This window comes from Vibrio sp. PBL-C16, from assembly GCF_034321865.1.
GTDB lineage: Bacteria > Pseudomonadota > Gammaproteobacteria > Enterobacterales > Vibrionaceae > Vibrio > Vibrio alginolyticus.
On sequence record NZ_JAXLNY010000001.1, the window covers coordinates 247958 to 266375 of the forward strand.

Annotated in this window: 20 protein-coding genes and 2 pseudogenes; 14 read left to right on the forward strand and 8 right to left on the reverse strand. The window is 41.9% G+C overall.

Features of this window, described 5'->3' with window-relative positions; genetic code table 11:
• Window positions 1-211 precede the first annotated feature (211 nt).
• Window positions 212-718 (forward strand): peptide deformylase, encoded by a 507-nt coding sequence (def, locus tag UQW94_RS00990; RefSeq protein WP_005388756.1) that lies wholly within the window; start codon window positions 212-214, stop codon window positions 716-718.
• 72 nt (window positions 719-790) lie between these two features.
• Here the strand turns inward: def and UQW94_RS00995 are convergent, their stop codons facing one another.
• Window positions 791-1198, reverse strand: a complete 408-nt coding sequence (locus UQW94_RS00995; protein WP_021707542.1) for a helix-turn-helix domain-containing protein — start codon at window positions 1196-1198, stop codon at window positions 791-793.
• Window positions 1199-1282: 84 nt separating this feature from the next.
• Here UQW94_RS00995 and UQW94_RS01000 point away from each other — a divergent pair, with 84 nt between their 5' ends.
• The 4 genes from UQW94_RS01000 to UQW94_RS01015 all read left to right on the forward strand — a co-directional run bounded on the left by UQW94_RS01000 (window position 1283) and on the right by UQW94_RS01015 (window position 4926).
• On the forward strand, window positions 1283-1786 hold the full coding sequence (locus UQW94_RS01000; RefSeq protein ID WP_005376471.1) for a DUF2938 domain-containing protein: 504 nt from the start codon (window positions 1283-1285) through the stop codon (window positions 1784-1786).
• Window positions 1787-2012: 226 nt separating this feature from the next.
• Complete coding sequence (locus UQW94_RS01005; RefSeq protein ID WP_017820977.1) at window positions 2013-3041, forward strand: phospholipase A; 1029 nt, start codon at window positions 2013-2015, stop codon at window positions 3039-3041.
• Between the two features lie 93 nt (window positions 3042-3134).
• A complete protein-coding gene (locus UQW94_RS01010) occupies window positions 3135-3593 on the forward strand; it encodes a hypothetical protein (RefSeq protein WP_005388759.1) in 459 nt (152 codons plus the stop codon).
• A 328-nt stretch (window positions 3594-3921) separates the two neighbouring features.
• The gene (locus UQW94_RS01015) at window positions 3922-4926 is read left to right on the forward strand and encodes a metal-dependent hydrolase (RefSeq protein WP_258515529.1); all 1005 of its coding nucleotides are present in this window, start codon (window positions 3922-3924) and stop codon (window positions 4924-4926) included.
• A gap of 40 nt (window positions 4927-4966) precedes the next feature.
• Here UQW94_RS01015 and UQW94_RS01020 read toward each other — a convergent pair whose 3' ends face one another.
• From UQW94_RS01020 to UQW94_RS01035, 4 genes are all read right to left on the reverse strand, one after another.
• Window positions 4967-5359 carry a hypothetical protein gene (locus UQW94_RS01020; protein WP_005376463.1) on the reverse strand — a complete coding sequence of 131 codons (393 nt, stop codon included), beginning with the start codon at window positions 5357-5359 and terminating at the stop codon, window positions 4967-4969.
• Between the two features lie 489 nt (window positions 5360-5848).
• The gene (locus UQW94_RS01025) at window positions 5849-7609 is read right to left on the reverse strand and encodes an ABC transporter ATP-binding protein/permease (RefSeq protein WP_322141916.1); all 1761 of its coding nucleotides are present in this window, start codon (window positions 7607-7609) and stop codon (window positions 5849-5851) included.
• Between the two features lie 117 nt (window positions 7610-7726).
• A complete protein-coding gene (locus UQW94_RS01030) occupies window positions 7727-8254 on the reverse strand; it encodes a DUF6795 domain-containing protein (protein ID WP_213866366.1) in 528 nt (175 codons plus the stop codon).
• 252 nt (window positions 8255-8506) lie between these two features.
• Complete coding sequence (locus tag UQW94_RS01035; RefSeq protein WP_171053569.1) at window positions 8507-9121, reverse strand: PolC-type DNA polymerase III; 615 nt, start codon at window positions 9119-9121, stop codon at window positions 8507-8509.
• 356 nt (window positions 9122-9477) lie between these two features.
• Here UQW94_RS01035 and UQW94_RS01040 point away from each other — a divergent pair, with 356 nt between their 5' ends.
• The 6 genes and pseudogenes from UQW94_RS01040 to UQW94_RS01065 all read left to right on the forward strand — a co-directional run bounded on the left by UQW94_RS01040 (window position 9478) and on the right by UQW94_RS01065 (window position 12927).
• Entirely contained in the window at window positions 9478-10338 is an 861-nt protein-coding gene (locus tag UQW94_RS01040; RefSeq protein ID WP_054577849.1) for an immunity 49 family protein, read from the forward strand.
• Window positions 10339-10446, forward strand: a pseudogene (locus UQW94_RS01045) (threonine aldolase); the annotation flags it as partial.
• A 282-nt stretch (window positions 10447-10728) separates the two neighbouring features.
• Window positions 10729-11589 (forward strand): immunity 49 family protein, encoded by an 861-nt coding sequence (locus UQW94_RS01050; RefSeq protein ID WP_322141917.1) that lies wholly within the window; start codon window positions 10729-10731, stop codon window positions 11587-11589.
• Window positions 11590-11641: 52 nt separating this feature from the next.
• A pseudogene (locus UQW94_RS01055) lies at window positions 11642-11866 on the forward strand (Low-specificity L-threonine aldolase); the annotation flags it as partial.
• Window positions 11867-11948: 82 nt separating this feature from the next.
• Complete coding sequence (locus tag UQW94_RS01060; protein ID WP_005376453.1) at window positions 11949-12209, forward strand: DUF5062 family protein; 261 nt, start codon at window positions 11949-11951, stop codon at window positions 12207-12209.
• Between the two features lie 223 nt (window positions 12210-12432).
• A complete protein-coding gene (locus tag UQW94_RS01065; RefSeq protein WP_005388773.1) occupies window positions 12433-12927 on the forward strand; it encodes a YcxB family protein in 495 nt (164 codons plus the stop codon).
• A gap of 119 nt (window positions 12928-13046) precedes the next feature.
• Here UQW94_RS01065 and UQW94_RS01070 read toward each other — a convergent pair whose 3' ends face one another.
• From UQW94_RS01070 to UQW94_RS01080, 3 genes are all read right to left on the reverse strand, one after another.
• Window positions 13047-13787 carry a helix-turn-helix domain-containing protein gene (locus tag UQW94_RS01070; protein WP_196363361.1) on the reverse strand — a complete coding sequence of 247 codons (741 nt, stop codon included), beginning with the start codon at window positions 13785-13787 and terminating at the stop codon, window positions 13047-13049.
• 104 nt (window positions 13788-13891) lie between these two features.
• Window positions 13892-14353, reverse strand: a complete 462-nt coding sequence (locus tag UQW94_RS01075) for a carboxymuconolactone decarboxylase family protein (protein WP_047104117.1) — start codon at window positions 14351-14353, stop codon at window positions 13892-13894.
• Between the two features lie 196 nt (window positions 14354-14549).
• Window positions 14550-15461 carry a DMT family transporter gene (locus UQW94_RS01080; protein ID WP_047104114.1) on the reverse strand — a complete coding sequence of 304 codons (912 nt, stop codon included), beginning with the start codon at window positions 15459-15461 and terminating at the stop codon, window positions 14550-14552.
• Window positions 15462-15554: 93 nt separating this feature from the next.
• On the opposite strand from UQW94_RS01080, the gene UQW94_RS01085 reads away from it, so the two are divergent.
• From UQW94_RS01085 to UQW94_RS01095, 3 genes are all read left to right on the forward strand, one after another.
• On the forward strand, window positions 15555-16460 hold the full coding sequence (locus UQW94_RS01085) for a LysR family transcriptional regulator (protein WP_033906526.1): 906 nt from the start codon (window positions 15555-15557) through the stop codon (window positions 16458-16460).
• Window positions 16461-16726: 266 nt separating this feature from the next.
• Complete coding sequence (locus UQW94_RS01090; protein WP_322141918.1) at window positions 16727-17554, forward strand: MBL fold metallo-hydrolase; 828 nt, start codon at window positions 16727-16729, stop codon at window positions 17552-17554.
• Window positions 17555-17804: 250 nt separating this feature from the next.
• Entirely contained in the window at window positions 17805-18206 is a 402-nt protein-coding gene (locus tag UQW94_RS01095) for a VOC family protein (protein ID WP_137282666.1), read from the forward strand.
• The last annotated feature ends 212 nt before the right edge of the window (window positions 18207-18418 follow it).

Genomic DNA, 18418 nt, shown 5'->3' on the forward strand with positions numbered 1-18418 from the left:
ATTAGGATCATGACAAGACGTCAGCCATAATGTGCTGGCGTTTTAGTTTCCTGTATGTAGGATTTTTATCTAAAAGGCAAACCCATTTATTGTGTTGTAGTTTGAGTTAATGGTTTATGCCTTGTGCGCAAGATAGCTTAGCAGGTTTATGTATCGAGAAACGTGTGTATAATTCGCCACGAATTACGATTTATAGATATGAAAGGTAAGTATGGCAGTCCTCGAAATTCTCTCCATTCCAGACCCAAGGCTTAAAGTAAAAGCAGAAAAAGTCACTGATGTATCGACAGTACAAACGCTGATAGACGATATGCTAGAAACACTTTACGCAACGGGCAATGGTATCGGTTTAGCTTCAACCCAAGTAGGCAGAAAAGAGGCGGTTGTTGTCATCGATATCTCTGACGAACGCAATGATCCTTTAATCTTGGTTAACCCAGAAGTGGTGAGCGGAGAAAACAAAGCACTTGGTCAAGAAGGGTGCCTATCTGTTCCTGAGTACTACGCAGATGTAGAGCGTTACACGTCAGTTGTTGTTTCTGCACTAGACCGTGATGGCAACCCGATTACAATCGAGAGCGATGAGTTCTTGGCGATTGTGATGCAGCACGAAATTGATCACCTATCTGGTAACTTGTTCATTGATTACCTTTCACCGTTAAAGCAAAAAATGGCGATGAAAAAAGTGAAGAAGTACGTAAAATCGCAAGCTAAGTAATATGAAAGGAAGTAACTCACAACCGCGAGTTACTTCCTTGTAAATCAAGAATAGGACGGTAGGGAGAGCGGTTTATCTCTGCTTTTGGGGGACATAACGCTTTACGACCTTCATAAGCCTTTGAAATGAAGAACAGTCCATATGTGACTCATGAGGGCAGGTGGCAACATGGTTTAGGCTGTCTCGCACCGCTTTCAAACGTTTTATTTGCTCATCAATCTCAAGTGCCTTTTTCGTTAGTAAGTCACGATCGATATATGGCTTTGAAACTTCTGATTGATTCAACATTTCTGCCATTTCGTTAAGCGATATTCCAGCGATACGCCCCAAACTAATTAAATTGAGTGTATTGAGTACCTCTGGTGAATATTGGCGTCTCAATCCATTCCTTCCTATCGAGCGAATTAACCCCAGCTGTTCGTAGTACCTGAGCGTTGAAGTCGGCAATCCTGATTTTCTAACCACTTCTGCAATATCCATATTATTCCCCATTGACTTCAAGTTGGCTTTAAGTTGTAGCATGCAACTAAGACCTTAACAAATCAAAAACTTGAGGAGAGAAAAATGCTGCTTTTAATGGGATTGCAAGCGGTGCTAATAGGGATTGGTGCCACTTTGATAATGGATTTATGGGCATGGTTACAAAGGAGAGTGTTTGGTATTCCTTCATTAAACTATGCGTTGGTTGCGCGCTGGGTTTTGTACATGCCCCAAGGAAAGCTTATGCATGCGCCAATTATGGCGTCAGAGGCGATGCCGGGAGAAAAGTCACTTGGCTGGTTTTTGCATTATGCCATCGGCGTTACTTTCGCTTTGGCTCACGTTACTGTTTTTGGTCATCATTGGTTGGTAGAGCCCAGTCTAATGCCCAGCTTAATTACAGGCGTGGTAACGTTGATCTTCCCATTTTTGGTCATTCAACCTTGTCTAGGATTTGGTTTTGCTGCGAGTAAAACCCCAACACCTTGGAAAGCCCGTTTTCTTAGCACATTGGCGCATTTGGGTTATGGTTTGGGTTTATTCATAGCCGGGTTTGCAATCAAAGTTACGAGCCAGTATTTTGCATAGATAAAATGAGCATCATGCAAACGAGTGGTTTTTATCTATGATGCTCAACTCTTGGTTGTTTTTTGCGCTTTGATCATAGTTGACCGATATGTCTAAAGTCTGTTGCATTTATCCAAGACGTAAAGTCGGCGGACATTTAACATTGCCTTAACGTCAGAATGGCAAGCGGTTTACCAAGAAAAACTAAAATTATCTGGTTTGACATAAAGAATATTAAGGGTTTCAGATGGCTTCAAAAGTGGCAGGGATATCAATACTGAGTTTATTGGCAGCGCCAGTTGCGATGGGAGAAACAGCCAGTGCTTATGATTTATGTTTGCTAGACAAAATAAAGCAAAGCAAAGGTGAAGAAACCATAAAGAGCATTCGCGCGCAGTGTGAGCTTGACACAGTAACCAGCACAGTGCCCGCAGATCCAGAAATTGAAGAGCCTGAAGAACTTCAGGAAAGTTTGGTCGACAAGCGTTTGGAATCAGAACGAGAAAACGCGTTCGAACCGTTTAGCCTAGTCGCGCATCGCGTTAACTATATTCTTCCGTTTACATACAGTGATCGTGTAAATAAACGCGCGTATGCCGACACCAAATACGGCGATGAACTGCGTAAGGAAGAGGCGGAGTTCCAAATCAGTTTTAAAGTACCAATGAACTATGATGACTTGTTGTTTGATGGAGATGGTCTGTTTTTTGGAATGACTCTTAAATCATTTTGGCAGGTATACACGGGTGCAGCATCTCGTCCATTCCGTGAAACCAATTATCGTCCAGAGCTTTTTTACTACACCCCAACAGACTGGAAACCACTTGATGGTTCGACTTGGTTAGGTTTTGGTATTGAACATGAGTCTAACGGTCAGAGACAGGAGCTATCGCGCAGTTGGAACCGTGTCTATGCCAACTTAACCTTTGCAAAAGACAATTTTGCGGTTTCTATCCAGCCTTGGTGGCGTATACCTGAAGATGAAAAGACATCGCCTAATGATCCCAAAGGTGATGATAACCCGGATATCGAAGACTATATGGGACACTTTGAGCTATCGAGTGCTTACAAGTGGAATGGTTACGAGTTTACCTTTTTAGGTCGCCAGAACTTTCAAACACATAAGGGTTTTGCAGAACTGGGTGTGTCATTTCCGATTTGGGGCAAAGTTCAGGGGTACGCACAATACTCAGCGGGTTATGGTAAGAGCTTGATCGACTATGATCATAATCAGCAGCGGATTGGTGTTGGTATTGCAATCAACGGTGTTTTGTAGTTTTTCGTAGATGGATAGAAATTAACACTGGCAATTGAAATTTCAATATTTAGAATGCGAGGCTGAAATTGATTTCTAACCTAGAGTGATTTTATGCTTCGTGATTACACCTTCGATTGTCTTGTAACTATGCCTCGCCATGAGCTGGAAGAGTTTAGTGCTCGTATGATCAGTAAAATGGTGCCAGAAGACGTGATGAATGAGCTGTTCACTTTTGATCAAGAAGAAGTGGATAGTGAAGACCGCATGTTGTCTGCACGTCTTGATGCAATGCTACGCATGACAGCAATCGCACTGAGTGAAATTCAACAAGCGTTTGATGACTCAGACAACGCAAAGCAAAATAGCGAGCGAATGACGCGATTGGTGCTTTGGCATTTCTACGCGATCTCATTCCGTTTGGAAGAGGCCATCACGCTAGAAACACACTGTGCGCTAGTGGAAAAACTAATCGAAAATGCACCTTCGGATGTTTTTGCGTGGGTAAAAACATTGACGGAGCTGCTGCACACTTACGCTGAAATCAACGCGAAAGAGAATCCTCAAGACTAAACACCTGTCGTTTATCGTTCAGTAAATTAGAAACAAGGCGAGCCATTTGGATCGCCTTGTTTTTTCGCGTCAGATAAACCTTCGGGTTTGAAATACCAAACAAGCCTAGACTCAGATTTGTTCGTTCACTAGCGAACGGCGTGATTCCTTCTTACACTAAATCAAGGTGTTTGTTGCTAAACAAGCAAATGCATGACTAAGTCGTGTATTATTTTCCACTTAAATGCGGATAATTTATGTCGAAGAACCTTCTGGTTTTTAAATTGGAACCGACTATTGAGCGTGTACGCTTTCCAGCTGAGCTTCATCTATCTAAAGGAAGTGAACGATGGATCCGTTAACGCAAGGTTTATTGGGTGCAGCTTTGCCACTGGCGGTGAGCAACAAGCGAAACCTTGCAGTTGTTGGCGTGTTGGGCGTGGTCTCTGGGATGGCTCCGGATTTAGATGTGCTAATCCGTTCTTCAACTGATCCTTTGCTGTATTTGGAATACCATCGCCAATTTACTCACTCGCTCTTGTTTATCCCGTTTGGTAGTTTCATTTGTGCTTTGTTGTTGTATCCATTGTTCGCAAAAAAGCGAGGACTAAGCTTCCGGCAGAGTTGGTTTTACTGCGCGCTTGGTTATAGTACCCATGCGTTATTAGACGCATGCACCAGTTATGGAACACAGCTTCTATGGCCGATAAGCAACACGCGTTATGCTTGGAACACTATTTCGGTAATCGACCCCGCGTTCACACTCCCTATTTTAATATTGCTTTTGTTTGTTGCACTGAAGCGAAGCCCAAACTATGCCCGCATTGCATTTTTATGGTGCCTGGCTTACCTAAGTCTTGGAACGATACAACGAGATAGAGCAGAAGTAGCTGGTTGGGAAATCGTCAAAGAGCGACAACACAACGCTATACAATTAAAAGCCAAACCAAGTTTCAGCAATCTTTTGGTTTGGAAACTAATTTATGAAACGGAAGAGAGCTACTATGTAGATGCCGTAAGGGTGGGGCGTTCAATAAAAATTTACCCTGGCGAATCAACTCCAAAGTTAAATATAAAAGAGCAATTTCCGTGGCTAAACCCGCAATCGCAACAAGCAAAAGACATCGAACGTTTCCGTTGGTTTTCAAACGGTTTTGTAGCGACGGATCCGAATAATGAAATGCGAATTGTTGATATGCGTTATTCCATCGTACCAAACCAAATTAATGCGTTATGGGGCATCAATCTATCCCCAAAAGCCAGTGCAGACGCGCACGTTGAATACACTGCTCATCGAGGAAGTACTGCAGAAGATCGCCAAGTTTTTTTCAACATGCTTACGGATTTTGAGTGATGGTTTTACTTTGGATGTCGATGCGGTTTCGTAATAACTATTACGCAGACTGAAAGTCCTTTACTAGGGTCGGCTTGCTAGCGAAGAAAATCTTGCCAAACAGGGACTTGTACTTCCAGCCAAGAGACAAAAGCCGTTTAGCTAAGTTCTTGTTTTCAATGATTGCAACCTCAACACCTTGGTAGTGGTAAGGATTGCTTTTGATGTAGTCGATAAATGCAGTAAGCACGCCTTGCCCGCGAACGGAGGGTGCAAAGTTGACTGCTACAATAGAAAAGCGTTGGCTACCTGCTGGGCAACGGACTAAACAGTGCCCAAGAGGATGAGTAATAGTCTCAGAAAATTCAGGAAAAGGGCGAGACTCAAGCTCTTGAGAAAGCGCATCGTATCGCTGACATAGATAAGAAAATAGTTGTTTCGCTTCGCTGTTCATATCGGTGCCGCTTTTGTGTTGCTTGGTTTAAAGGCATTGATGTCTCGAATATTGTAACCATAGATAGCAACACAAAACGCGGTAAACTTTTTCAGTAATGATTTCCTATTTTTGAAACCTGAATTGTTACAAATGAAGTTGATTGGGTTTTATATGGTGGTTGTGAACGAGTGTTTCTAGTTGAAGGGAGAATACGCTGGTTACTGGAATTCCTTTGTTAAAAGGCGAGCTGCTTGGTTTAATGCCGCTCGTTTAACTGCGAGTGGCATCTTTTGTATTTCGTCACCTTGTACAGCGACGATGGGACATGATGTGGGATCTTCTATCCTAGCTCTTCATGGTCTAAAATATCTCATTAACCACTCAGAGCGCAGCTATTAGATTCCTAGTCTCGCAAGGGCTCGCTGGACTGACACAAAAACATCGTTAAACTCCTGTTATTAAATTATTTGGTCCGCCTTTGCTTATTTTTGAGCGCTTAACTAGGCGTTACTCCAAGTGCTTAAATTGCAATGCCACAAGTCGCTGATACAACTCACAGCTTTGCATTAATGATTGGTGGTTACCAGCATCGACTAATTCGCCATTGTCGAGCACCGCAATTTTATCCGCATGTTGGATAGTCGAAAGACGATGAGCAATAATCAGCGTTGTGCGTCCTTTCATTAGAGCTTCAAGTGCTTGCTGAACGTGATGTTCACTTTCACTATCAAGGGCGCTGGTAGCTTCGTCTAGCAGTAAGATTTTTGGATCTTTTAGAATCGCGCGAGCAATCGCAATGCGCTGCTTTTGTCCGCCCGATAGCCTAACGCCGCGCTCCCCTAAAAAGCTGTGATAGCCTTCGGGAAGCTTCTCAATAAACTCATGGGCATGGGCTTTTTTCGCGGCTTCGATAACTTGTTCATCCGTCGCTTCAGGATTACCGTAGCGAATATTATGGAAAACATCATGGCTAAACAGCGCTGGTTGTTGTGGTACGAGCGCCATTTGACGTCGAAGCTCGTTTGGATCGAACTGTCGAATATCTTCACCACCAAACAACACTTGCCCTTTTTGCGGATCATAAAAGCGTTGCAGCAGTTCGAATAGTGTTGTTTTACCGGCACCAGAAGGGCCGACCAACGCCAACACTTTTCCTTGTTCAGCAGTTAGATTTAACTCTTTGATAGCTGGTTGATTTGGGCGAGAAGGGTAGTTGAAACTCACCGAATTAAAGTTAACCTCAGCAGGCATGTCGGCACGGACAGGCAAATGGTTGCTTGGCGCTTTAATATCACTGGCTACTTGAAGGATCTCAATCAGCCGTTCGGTAGCACCTGCGGCTCTTTGCAATTCACCCATGACTTCGGAAATGGTTGCAGTCGATGAGGCAACCATAATGGCATAAAACACAAATGCGGCTAGGTCACCCGCAGACATTTTTCCGTGAATCACATCGCTGCCGCCTATCCAAAGCATGCCTGAAATCGCGCTGAACACAATCACAATAACGCCTGATATCAGGATCGCTCGCTGCTTTACTCTCTGTCTGCCTACTTCATAAGCTTTTTCCACCTCGACAGCGAAAGCCGCTCGTTCATGCGACTCTGAGCTAAAACTTTGCACGGTTTTAATATGTTCTATCGCTTCTCCAGCGTAGCTTCCGACATCGGCCATTGAGTCCTGACTTTGGCGAGAGAGAGCACGCACGCGTCGTCCATAAAACAAAATTGGCACCAAAACCAAAGGCACAGAAGCAAGCACAATCAGCGTGAGCTTAACGTTGGTAGCGAATAACATAATGATGGCACCAAAACACATCAAAGCGCTACGCATCGCCATCGAGAACGATGAACCAATAATGCTTTGCAGCAATGTGGTATCGGTAGTCAGGCGCGACATTATGTCGCCACTACTGTTAGTCTCAAAATAGCTCGGATGCAGCGTAATCACATGATTAAACACCGCAAGGCGAATATCCGCACTAACGCGCTCACCTACGGCAGAGACAAGGTAAAAGCGAAAGAAAGTCCCAATGGCAATACACAATGTGACACCGACAATAAACTGAATCGCATTGGTAAGCTCTTGCAATGATTGCTGAGCAAAGCCTTGGTCGATAAGTATGCGTACTCCATAGCCAACGGATAACGTCAAACTTGCTGTCGCGACAAGGGCAACTAAGGCCGCCGCAACCCGCCATTTATAAGGTGCAATAAAGGTGGTGAGTTTAAGAAGAATGCTGAGATTTTTGTTATTTTTTCTGCTCATGAGTGACTCACAAAGCGTTTTAGGTACCTGGCATAGTAAGCCAGTTTGGTTGGTGAGACCAGCGAACTACCGCGTTCGGATCAGGAAGTTGAGGAGTTTGATAGAGTAAACATTACTCTATCTGTTTACTTTTAAGTAATCACTTAAGTCACATTGACTACTTACGGAATCCCCATGGGATTGAAATTCAAACTTTCTGATGGGGGTGGTGGCTTCGCAGTTTAAATTAGACATATTTACTCTTTCCTTCATACCGATGACATGATGCCTGAAAATTCCTTTCCAAATAACAACCTTTTGATTGGCAACGGTTGTGGTCACTTCTACACTGCATATTGTTTGAAATAGGCCATCGAAAATACTTAGAACTTTGTTCCTTTTTCTGAAAACAGGATCAAACTTGAATTCCCCATTTGTATTCGTGGTGAAGCTACGTTCGAAAGAACTATTTGCTGACCGAATGTTAAGTACTACATTTGCATTCTTTATGGGAGTATCGTTCTTCGTAATACGTCCTTTTATGCTTGGTGTAAACACTTGAGCTTCCTTACCAAAAAATAAAAAGCCAACAGCAAAAACAGAAATCAGTACGAGTATGAGTAAAGCTGCAAACTGTTCTAAGAACAGAAAAACATTGTTGATCATCGCTTACAAATCAGTAGTCAGTGAATACACCTCGAATTGTTGCGTATTGTCTCGAGTGACTATAGCGAGTATCTAAATCGGTGAGACATAATTCACGATTTTTTTAGAAGTTTTGGAGGATAGAGTGACCCAGGCGATCTTTGTTTTGAATAAGAAGCACTGCGATATTGACAGATATAGCCAATATCGCATGTATATCGAAAATCACTTAAACGTCGAAGAGACTAGAATCAGCTTTTAGTTCGGAGGGTGTTACGCACGGCTTTTGGCGAGTAGCAGGTCGACTTTTCCTTTGGCTGTTTTACTGACCGTTTGCATCAACTGAAAACTTGGTTTTTCGACGCCTGAGTTTTCTATCCCTTCGACCATTAAGAGCCAAAGCTTGGCTGTCATTTGCGCATCGGCTAGTGCACGGTGGAAAACGCCGTCGTTGTCGATATTTTTATAGCGAACAAGTTCACTTAGCTTATGTGATGGGGCATCTTGAATGAGCCGTCTTGCCACAAGTAAGGAGCAAGCAAACTCACCCGAATAACCACAGTTGATTCGTTCAAGCTCTGCATCTAAAAATCGTTTATCGAAGGACGCGTTGTGAGCGATAAGGTTCTCGCCAGCAATGAACTCACTAAATGACGCCATTACCTCTTCGCAGCTTGGTGCCGATCGCAACATATTGTTGGTAATGCCGGTGTAGTTCTCAATGAAAGAACTCACTCTGAAACTGGGATTCATGAGTTGCTGAAAACTATCGACAACCTCGCCATTGACTAACTTTACTGCACCAATTTCTATTGCGCGATCACCTAAAGTAGGAGAGAGACCTGTGGTTTCAAAGTCGAGTACGACCACAGAGTTTGCTTGAGGCATAAAATTTTCCAGCTGAGTAATATTGCGCAAGAGTATTATCGAAAGCGACAGAAAAAGAAAGGCGAACACAATGGTGAATATCTGTCTATCTTTACTCCACAAAGTCAGTGTTCGTCGTCCACTGTTTATGGACAGGTACGTTCTGGCTTACCCATCGCGGCTTGTGCGGTAGCCTTATATTTCAAATGTTTTTCGGCTTTTCGATTCATTTCAATTAAGCATTAACTTTCGATACAACATACTGATTATAAATTGATTTTATAAATCAACTTCGGCATCATTCACGGCTTGATTTTGAGGATGAATATCATCACAGCAAAAAATTAGAACAACTTATAATGCGAGGCTAGGGAACGATGGAACCAATGAAGAATCATTATTTAGAGATACCTGAAGAAAGAAAATTGCGTATTTTTCGTGAAGAAGATGAAGATTTCTACAGCTTCTGGGAAAGAATGCTTGATGAAAAACAATCTTTTTATAAGCAACCTCTTAAAAGAATGAAAGGCGATGCTTGGGATTCGCTTCAGGCATTTTTTACTGCTTCAAAATATGGACAACATCAGGCCTCGCCAGCTTATATAAAAAGAGCGCTTGAGTTATTGAATAACGTGTACTTACTGGCCAATCATTCAGAGCAAGTTGTTGAATTCTCCGTTGGGCACCGACATTTTTCGGAAGTAGGTAACCGTTCTATTGCAGGGGGAACGATGGATGCTTGGTTGGATGAAATCTGTTTAGCGATGGCCGCGAGAGATTGGCGCTGCGTAGAGCTGATGACCATCATGGATGAGTCGTTAGTGCGTTTAAAAGATCCTTTCGATGTTGCGCTGGTCGAGTTTGTTAACGGTGTATTTAGCAATTCATCAGCATTACCTGAGTTATTGCAAACGGTGATGGAGAAATCTTCTCCGCAATACTTAGAATCAACCAGAGTGCCATATGTACACTCTTTGTTTATTCCATTTGTGAATGTGTTTGTTGCCATTATCGATGGCGATGAGGCACATTATCAAGAGGCACTGAGGGATGCGTTAGAGGCGCATTACCAGTTCTACATAAATGAAGATGTTCGCTATTCGCCAAAAGGAAATGTTTCTCTGAAACTGACTGGTCTTGCTGCATTAGCATACGATAAGTATGGCTGGACGATTCCAGAAGCCGCATATTTACCTAAATGGCTTGTTTACGGTGAGCATGATCTTTGTTCTAAATAAATCATTAATAGAACACCTTATGCAGTGTCTGAAGCAATGCCGTTCGATGAAAGGTTGGCTCAGCTGCGGGCTCTGTTTGAGCGAACAAAACAAATCTACAAGATCATTGGGCTTTGTTGCGTAATTCGATGGAACTAAATCAGGAAGTTACGATCTGATCGGCTACATCAGTTAATCATCGTAGCCTTATGCCGAAACCTTGTTACAAAACAACTAACTGGACACAGGCGGCTTTTCGATTCATTTCAATTAAGTATTGCTTTTCGATATAAGATACTGATTATAAATTGATTTCATAAAACAACTTCGGCATCATTCAATGCTTGATTTTGAGGATGATTATCATCACGGCAAAAATTAGAACAACTTATAATGCGAGGCTAGGGAACGATGGAACCAATGAAAAATCACTATTTAGAGATACCTGAAGAAAGAAAATTGCGTATTTTTCGTGAAGAAGACGAACGTTTCTATAGTTTTTGGGAAAAAATGCTTGATGAAAAACAATCTTTTTATCAGCAACCTCTCAAAAGAATGAAAGGCGATGCTTGGCATTCGCTCCACTCATTCTTCACTGCTTCAAAATATGGACAACATCATGCCTCGCCAGCTTATATAAAAAGAGCGCTTGAGTTACTGAATAACGTGTACTTACTGGCCAATCATTCAGAGCAAGTTGTTGAATTCTCCGTTGGGCACCGACATTTTTCGGAAGTAGGTAACCGTTCTGTTGCAGGGGGAACGATGGATGCTTGGTTGGATGAAATCTGTTTAACGATGGCCGCGAGAGATTGGCGCGGCGTAGAGCTGATGACCATCATGGATGAGTCGTTAGTGCGTTTAAAAGATCCATTCGATGTTGCGCTAGTCGAGTTCGTTAACGGTGTATTTAGCAATTCATCAGCGTTACCTGAGTTATTGCAAACTGTGATGGAGAAATCTTCTCCGCAATACTTAGAATCAACCAGAGTGCGCTATGTACATTCTTTGTTTATTCCATTTGTGAATGTGTTTGTTGCCATTATCGATGGCGATGAGGCGCATTATCAAGAAGCACTGAGAGATGCGTTAGAGGCGCATTACCAGTTCTACATGAATGAAGATGTTCGTTATTCGCCAAAAGGGAATGTTTCTTTGAAACTGATTGGTCTTGCTGCATTGGCATACGATAAGTATGGCTGGACAATTCCAGAAACCGCATATTTGCCGAAATGGCTCGTTTACGGTGAACAGGATCTTTGTTCTAAATAAATCATTAATAGAACACCTTATGTAGTGTCTGCAGCAATGCCGTTCGGCAGCACCTCGAGCAAACATGTTGCACCTTATCCTGCCATTTAGCTGCGAAGAGTTGAAAGAACTCCAACACACGTTTGCCACGGAAAAGGGCATTTGGTTTGGTAACCCGCAAGTCACGGCACATCCAAATCAATCGATTGTTGAATGGTATATTGGTGACTACCTGCTCAATCTTGGTGATGACGAATTAAGGTCGTTTTTCAATCAGTTACTCGGTAAGAAGGCATAAACTTATCAATATGCGAGCTTACTAACACGCCATACGCGACACTTCATGTATTCTTAATTGAAGCGAAGAAGAGGATTTATCAATGTCAAAAAGCTCCAAACTTCACAATGAAGACAAACTGGTTAAGAAGGCACTAGAGATTGGTGGGAAGATGGCGAAGCTACAAGGCTTTGACCTTCCTCAGTCACCACAACCTCTAAGAGTAAAAGCGATTTACCTATTCTTGGTTGATGCCAAACAGATCACCCCATTACCGGAAAGCAAGCTAGACGGCGCAAGCATCAAACACCGACTGGCAGTCTGGATACACAGTGCATTGCCAGACAACGACCCTCTAAAGTAGAAAACCTCATAAGTCATATAGGTCATTAATTAACAAGGCGAGCCAAATGGTTCGCCTTGTTTGATCTTGGCGAGTGCACCGAGGTCTTCTAATGTTTCGTTATCATTGATTTACAAAACAGCATCAAAAGGGCTAAAGATAAAGCCAGAGAAGCGCTACAATGCTCGCGTTGCAAGAGTGCAACCAAGAATACTCATTTACAGAAGCCTTGAAGTAACCATACATGTCTAAAGATTTCGAATTCACTACAGAATACACACTCGACAAGCCATTTTTTGCTGAGTGTTATGATCAAACTAGCCAGCCAGTTAAGTTCCCGCAAGCGTATTTGAAAGGGATCCTCTTTCTAATTTTTGGTGTGGTTTTATTGGAGTTTGAACTGCTACCTAACGGTTACGTCGGTTGGTTCTTTATCGTATTGAGTGTGATTGAAGCGTGCAGCGTTTACTTCAAAAGAACTTGGTGGCTGTGGCGTCAAACCATCAGCTCAAGCCGCGGCAGTAAAGTGGTGTTTGAAGTGAATGCAGATGGCGTGCGCTACAAAAGCGGTAAAGTTGACCGCAGCCTCGCTTGGAATGAAATCGACCAACTCGAACAAACTGATTTGGGCTTTATCCTTCACCTTGGTAAACAACGCCAATACATCAGCAAATCTTGCTTAAACGAAGAAGTGATCGCGTTTATGGTAGAGCAGCACGCGGCATCAAAAGCGAGCTAACCAGCTCATATCAAGCTGGAATGAGCGTTCTAAAAAGTAGGTGATATATGATCGAACATTGTAGCAAGTATATCGTCGATTCTGAATCAATTGGGTTTGATGTAGAAAGCTAATAAGGCTTAGAGGTTTCTCTTTCGGACATACTGCTTCGGTGTCATGCGCGCAATCTGCTTACACTCTCTAGTCATGTGTGCTTGATCGGAAAAGCCTTGCTCCAGCGCCAATTCCGATAAAGTAAGATCGGGTTGCGCTCGGAGTTGCTCTAAAGTGTGCTTCACTCGTTTAATGCGTTGGTAATGTTTAGGAGTAATCCCCAACCATTTCTGAAAATTGCGCTCTCTCTGGCGCTGACTGATGGTCCCTGTAGGTTGTTCAATAATGTGGCCGACATACTGCGGTTCATATTCCTCAATCAGTGTTTGAACCCAGCGATATAACGTAGAAATCCTTGCATATGGCGAACGTGCTGTTTGCAGAGACTCAAATGTTGCTAGTGCAGAAGAAGCCAAAGGGTGGTCGTCTTGAATCCGCAATAGCTGTTCTAGACGTTTACCAAATAGTTGATAACCAACAGCAGGATGAAAGCGTACGCCAGTCATCACCGCGCCTGGCGGTAGGCAGACCTGATGTGCCAGAATGCTTATAGGCAGTAGGACAACCCCCGGCGTCTGCCACTCACCATCTATTTGTACTTCATTCTGTAAAATGAATACCACACCTGTACCAGCATCACTGAGTAATTGTTTACGTACGGTTTGCGTCGTATCAGGTTTGACGGATGCTGACCAAATGGCTTGAACATAGCCAGCTAAAGCCTTTTGAGGTTTTAAAATATCAAATTCTAAGTTCAAATGAATCATCCTATTTAACCTCAACTTAAATGAGAAAGTGATACACATGTACTTTTCATCCTATTAAGTTGAGGTATAAGCAGTGGCTTACAAGTAAGAACCGTCAAATAGAATTATCGAGGTTTATAGACTCCAACCTTTGGCTTAAATGCCTTAACTATTCGGTTCCAACTATTGATCGCGTTGATCGCAATTGTTAGGTTGACCATAGCTTCTTCTCCAAAGGTATTCAAGGTCAGCTGATAGCTATCATCATCTACTGGTAGGCCAGCAGTTAGTAATTCAGCCCAACCTAGTGCAACGTGTTCTGCATCGCTGTAGAATGGCATATCTTTCCATGCACTAAGCCCCCATATGCGTTCCGGCTTTTCACCTAACTTAAGCGCATCTTTACTATGCATGTCGATACAAAATGCACATTGATTGATTTGCGATATGCGTAACTTAACCAGTTCCCATATGATCATGTTCATAGTTTCTGATTGGCTAAATTGTTCATGGAAGTAAGCTTCCTGAGCGTATAGGATTTCTATTGCTTTTGGCGCTACTTCAATATAGTTGAGTCGTTTTTTCATGGTCATTCTCCTCTGTTTTTTACATAGTAAAAAACGCTCTTAGCAAAAGATTGAAGATTTTCGACATGCACTCAATAAAGTTAGATAAAAGAGTGAACGACGAAAGCGAAAAGTGTACCTATTGGAAACCAAGAAAACTTATGCCAATTAACAAAGTATTGCTCTAAATAATGCGACTTAAGGTTGGCGTCTATTTTTACTCCACCACCTTCCGTAAACGAGCAAAAGGTGCTGAGTTACCTATATACACGCCAGCCGCAACGATAAAGACGCCTAAAACATTTTCCCATTGAGCCTGCTCACCAGAAATGAACGAAATCAGTAGAGTGAATACCGGCATAATATTAAATAATGGAGACATTTTATCTGGACCAAGAACGATAGCACCTTTCATCCAAAAGTAATAAGCGATCAAAGTGCCAAACAGGCTCATGTACGCTATTAGTGATAGGTCTTTAAATGTTATGGCATTTAAGCTACGGCTAAAGTCGCCGTGGTACATCGCTATAGCGACCATTTGAATGGCACCAATACTTAACACCCAACGTAACTGCTGAGTTACTGGGATATGAGATGTTAAACGCTTCGCTAGAATTGTGTATAAACACCCACTAATTAAAGCAAATAACATGTATAGATCACCAATATTACTATTGCTGCTAATAGAATGAATATTTCCCCCTGTAATGACGATTACCACTCCACAAAAACTGATTAGTGCACCTAAAATAGTTTTAACCGAAATGGAAGTTTTGAGAATAAAGCCCGACAACAAGATAGTGACAAGTGGTAGATTTGCCTGAACAACCGCTGCGTTAACTGGGGTAGTAAAGCTCATTGCAGAGAAAATAGAGAAGTTTTGGATAGTTACACCCACGGTTGCTATAACAAACAACGACAACATACTTTTTCGTGTGAGTTTGGCTCCATATGGAGAGCGTTTAGTTCCTCTTATCAGTAAGAGTATTAAAGCTGCAACGGAAAATCGTAACGTCGCTGAATCCAAAGGAGAGACATCGCTATTAATAGCCTTTATTACGTTAAAGTTACTAGACCAAAAAAAGATAGCGACAACAACACCGCACCAAATTGATAAATGCTTAGACATAGATCTTCCTGATAAAAATTAACTTGACGCGATAATGCTATATATTTCATATTTGATTTTTAATAGCCAAATTTAAGAGGGTTAATCCCAAATATGGAACGTCACTCTTTGGATGACCTTTTGTTATTCGTTTCTGTTGCTCGCTATCAAAGCCTAACACAAGCATCTGAGCGTCTTAATGTCCCGTTAGCCACGCTAAGCCGGAAGTTAAAAAGGCTGGAAATAAACTTAAATTGCAGACTATTTAACCGCAGTGCACACCACTTTGCGTTAACAACTGATGGCGAAAAATATTATCAACTCTGTGAGCCGTTACTTCTTAGCTTAAATAATGTGACATCGAGAATTGCGACTGAGCGTCAGTCTTTAAGCGGAACGATCAAAATATCAGCGCCAATTAACATGACACAGATGTGGTTAAAGCGGTGCGTTTATGAATTTGCAGAGCAACATCCGAAGATATGTATCGATTTAGATGTACAGAATGAAAAAATCAATCTTGTATCTAACCGTGTCGATGTTAGTTTTCGTCTTGGTGATCTTATTGAACAAGACTGGATTGCTCAGAAATTATGGTCGATTCCATTTGCGCTTTGTGCATCACGAAGCTATTTAGAACAACACCAACCGATTACCCATCCAGAACAACTTGTTCATCATCGCCTAATTACGGTAAACAACGACAGCCAATGGAAATTAGTTAATCAAATCACCAATGAAACATTTGATCATCCGCTAAAGTTTCAATTCACTTCAAATGATGTACTGCTAGTTAGAGACGCCGTCATCCATGGTTTAGGAATTGCGTGGATTCCAACCTATTACTTTCATGAGCTAAATCATGATCAACATAACCTGCTGCCTTTGTTGCCAGAATGGCAATGCTCGGGTAAAGAAGTATTCATTATGTATCGAGACCGCGATAAAAGGCCTGCAAGAGTTGATGCATTTATTGAACATGTCTTAAATTGGAAAAATCGCATTCAAATGTTTGCTTGAAAGAGGTTTATCACATTGTGCTGTGCCGGTAACCTCAAGTGAAGCTTCATGACTCTGCTTCAATTGAGTTCATTTATTTAACCTCTAAAAGAATCATGAATACATAGGCAGTTAATGGGATTCGAGTTTACAAGTGATTCGGTCAGCTAAAACTCAAGCTAAGTAGAAAGTATTTGCAGTTGTATTTGCCTCTGAAAATCGTTTAGAGCTTTCTCATCCGCGAGGTTCTATAAGAAATTATTAAGGATATATTTGTGTGTGATTTCGTGAAAAAAATTATTGTAGGTTTACTTTTCAGTGCTTCGTCTTTTGCTTCCTTAAGTCAATATGTTCCAGCAATGAATGATAAGAACGGTTATGTAGAACCATTTCAGATGTTTGATAATGTCTATTATGTAGGAGACAAGTGGGTCTCATCATATGCCATTGCTACAGAAGACGGACTTGTTATCATTGATACGCTTGACTTCCCTTACTCTGAGTGGATACCTATCAACCTAGAGAAGCTAGGGCTAAAAGATAAGCCAATAACGCACATATTGGTAACTCATGGGCATTCTGACCACGTTGGGGGCGCCCAGTTACTTCAAGAGAAGTATGGTTCCAAAGTCGTGATGACCAAAAGCGCTCATGAACTATCTATACAGCAATCAAACAAAAGCGAAGGTGAGAACAAGTTCCTTCCTCCAAATTTAGACATAGAGATAAAAAGCGATAGCTCTATGGCTATTGGTGGACATGAGTTTAAGTTCTATCTCACACCTGGCCACACGGAAGGTGATTATTCCTTAGACTTCACTGTTGAAGATAATGGCGAACAATATCGTGCTTTTATCGTTGGTGGGCATAGCGTAAGTAGCAATGATCCAGAAGTTATTGGCCAGTTCCTGACTAGCATGGAGAAAATTAGAAAAATTTCACTACAGGCACCTATTGTGAACGTTAACCTTTCGAACCATCCACATAAAAATTTCCTTTTTGAAAATAGGAAGAAGCTCGGCACAAGCGGTAACCCGTTTATCAGTGAGGCAAACTTCTTCATGTTCCTTAAGCAACAAGAAGATTTAGCTAAGGGAAAACTAGAAGAACTATAATACCGTGGTATACGAGCAGCCTTCGTTATTAGGTTAGAGATTTGCTCTTGAGTTATAGCTAAGGCTTTGATGAGTTGCTCAATCAAGATTCGACACTTGTGGTAGCTATATTGTTTGTAGGTTCTAGTGGCAAAGGCGCTGTGCGTAAACATTCGTATTGTGTGCCTTAAACATTTGCAAGGCGTTACGTGCTTTCTAGAAAAGTCTCAAAATAGCGTACAATTAGCGTTTTGACACAGCGGAAATCATCATGGCCAAAACTGTTCAGCAGCAAATCGGAAACATTGCTCTAGTCGTTGAAAATTACGACGATGCTATCGAATTCTATACTCGAAAACTTCAATTCACTCTGGTTGAAGATACCAACCTAGGTGGTGGTAAACGCTGGGTTCAAGTTTCTCCTCCAAACTCCAATGGTACAAACCTACTTTTAGCTCAAGCGAGTACACCGGAGCAAACGCATGCAGTAGGAAATCAAACAGGTGGCCGTGTTTTCCTGTTTCTGCAAACTAATGATTTTTGGCGTGACTACGAGTTGATGAAGAAAAATGGTGTTGTATTTAATGAAGAGCCTCGTGTGGAAGAATACGGGACAGTGGTGGTGTTCCAAGATCTCTATGGTAATAAATGGGACTTACTGCAACTGAACTAGAAACTACATAGCACCTGCATAACATAGTGTTCATGAGGAGTTTCCAACAAGCTTTTAAGGCTCTGAGATATTAGTGCTAATTCAAAGGTTCTCAGAAGTCACTGTATTTCTAAATCACTTTTGTGCAAACAATAACTAGCCATCATTCCTTCTCGATGTATCAACAAATGTTAGGGCGGCACACCAAAAACAAAGGCGAACCAAACGGTTCG

What these genes read in the sequence shown, in the direction of transcription:
- UQW94_RS01020 (WP_005376463.1), bottom strand. Translation starts at nt 5,359, where the DNA reads ATGAACAGCGAAGCGAAACAACTATTTTCTTATCTATGTCAGCGATAC.
- UQW94_RS01095 (WP_137282666.1), top strand. Translation starts at nt 17,805, where the DNA reads ATGGCCAAAACTGTTCAGCAGCAAATCGGAAACATTGCTCTAGTCGTT.
- UQW94_RS01035 (WP_171053569.1), bottom strand. Translation starts at nt 9,121, where the DNA reads ATGCCTCAAGCAAACTCTGTGGTCGTACTCGACTTTGAAACCACAGGT.
- UQW94_RS01075 (WP_047104117.1), bottom strand. Translation starts at nt 14,353, where the DNA reads ATGAAAAAACGACTCAACTATATTGAAGTAGCGCCAAAAGCAATAGAA.
- UQW94_RS01000 (WP_005376471.1), top strand. Translation starts at nt 1,283, where the DNA reads ATGCTGCTTTTAATGGGATTGCAAGCGGTGCTAATAGGGATTGGTGCC.
- UQW94_RS01085 (WP_033906526.1), top strand. Translation starts at nt 15,555, where the DNA reads ATGGAACGTCACTCTTTGGATGACCTTTTGTTATTCGTTTCTGTTGCT.
- UQW94_RS01080 (WP_047104114.1), bottom strand. Translation starts at nt 15,461, where the DNA reads ATGTCTAAGCATTTATCAATTTGGTGCGGTGTTGTTGTCGCTATCTTT.
- UQW94_RS01070 (WP_196363361.1), bottom strand. Translation starts at nt 13,787, where the DNA reads ATGATTCATTTGAACTTAGAATTTGATATTTTAAAACCTCAAAAGGCT.
- UQW94_RS01050 (WP_322141917.1), top strand. Translation starts at nt 10,729, where the DNA reads ATGGAACCAATGAAAAATCACTATTTAGAGATACCTGAAGAAAGAAAA.
- UQW94_RS01015 (WP_258515529.1), top strand. Translation starts at nt 3,922, where the DNA reads ATGGATCCGTTAACGCAAGGTTTATTGGGTGCAGCTTTGCCACTGGCG.
- UQW94_RS01060 (WP_005376453.1), top strand. Translation starts at nt 11,949, where the DNA reads ATGTCAAAAAGCTCCAAACTTCACAATGAAGACAAACTGGTTAAGAAG.
- UQW94_RS01030 (WP_213866366.1), bottom strand. Translation starts at nt 8,254, where the DNA reads ATGATCAACAATGTTTTTCTGTTCTTAGAACAGTTTGCAGCTTTACTC.
- UQW94_RS01025 (WP_322141916.1), bottom strand. Translation starts at nt 7,609, where the DNA reads ATGAGCAGAAAAAATAACAAAAATCTCAGCATTCTTCTTAAACTCACC.
- def (WP_005388756.1), top strand. Translation starts at nt 212, where the DNA reads ATGGCAGTCCTCGAAATTCTCTCCATTCCAGACCCAAGGCTTAAAGTA.
- UQW94_RS01040 (WP_054577849.1), top strand. Translation starts at nt 9,478, where the DNA reads ATGGAACCAATGAAGAATCATTATTTAGAGATACCTGAAGAAAGAAAA.
- UQW94_RS01005 (WP_017820977.1), top strand. Translation starts at nt 2,013, where the DNA reads ATGGCTTCAAAAGTGGCAGGGATATCAATACTGAGTTTATTGGCAGCG.
- UQW94_RS01010 (WP_005388759.1), top strand. Translation starts at nt 3,135, where the DNA reads ATGCTTCGTGATTACACCTTCGATTGTCTTGTAACTATGCCTCGCCAT.
- UQW94_RS00995 (WP_021707542.1), bottom strand. Translation starts at nt 1,198, where the DNA reads ATGGATATTGCAGAAGTGGTTAGAAAATCAGGATTGCCGACTTCAACG.
- UQW94_RS01065 (WP_005388773.1), top strand. Translation starts at nt 12,433, where the DNA reads ATGTCTAAAGATTTCGAATTCACTACAGAATACACACTCGACAAGCCA.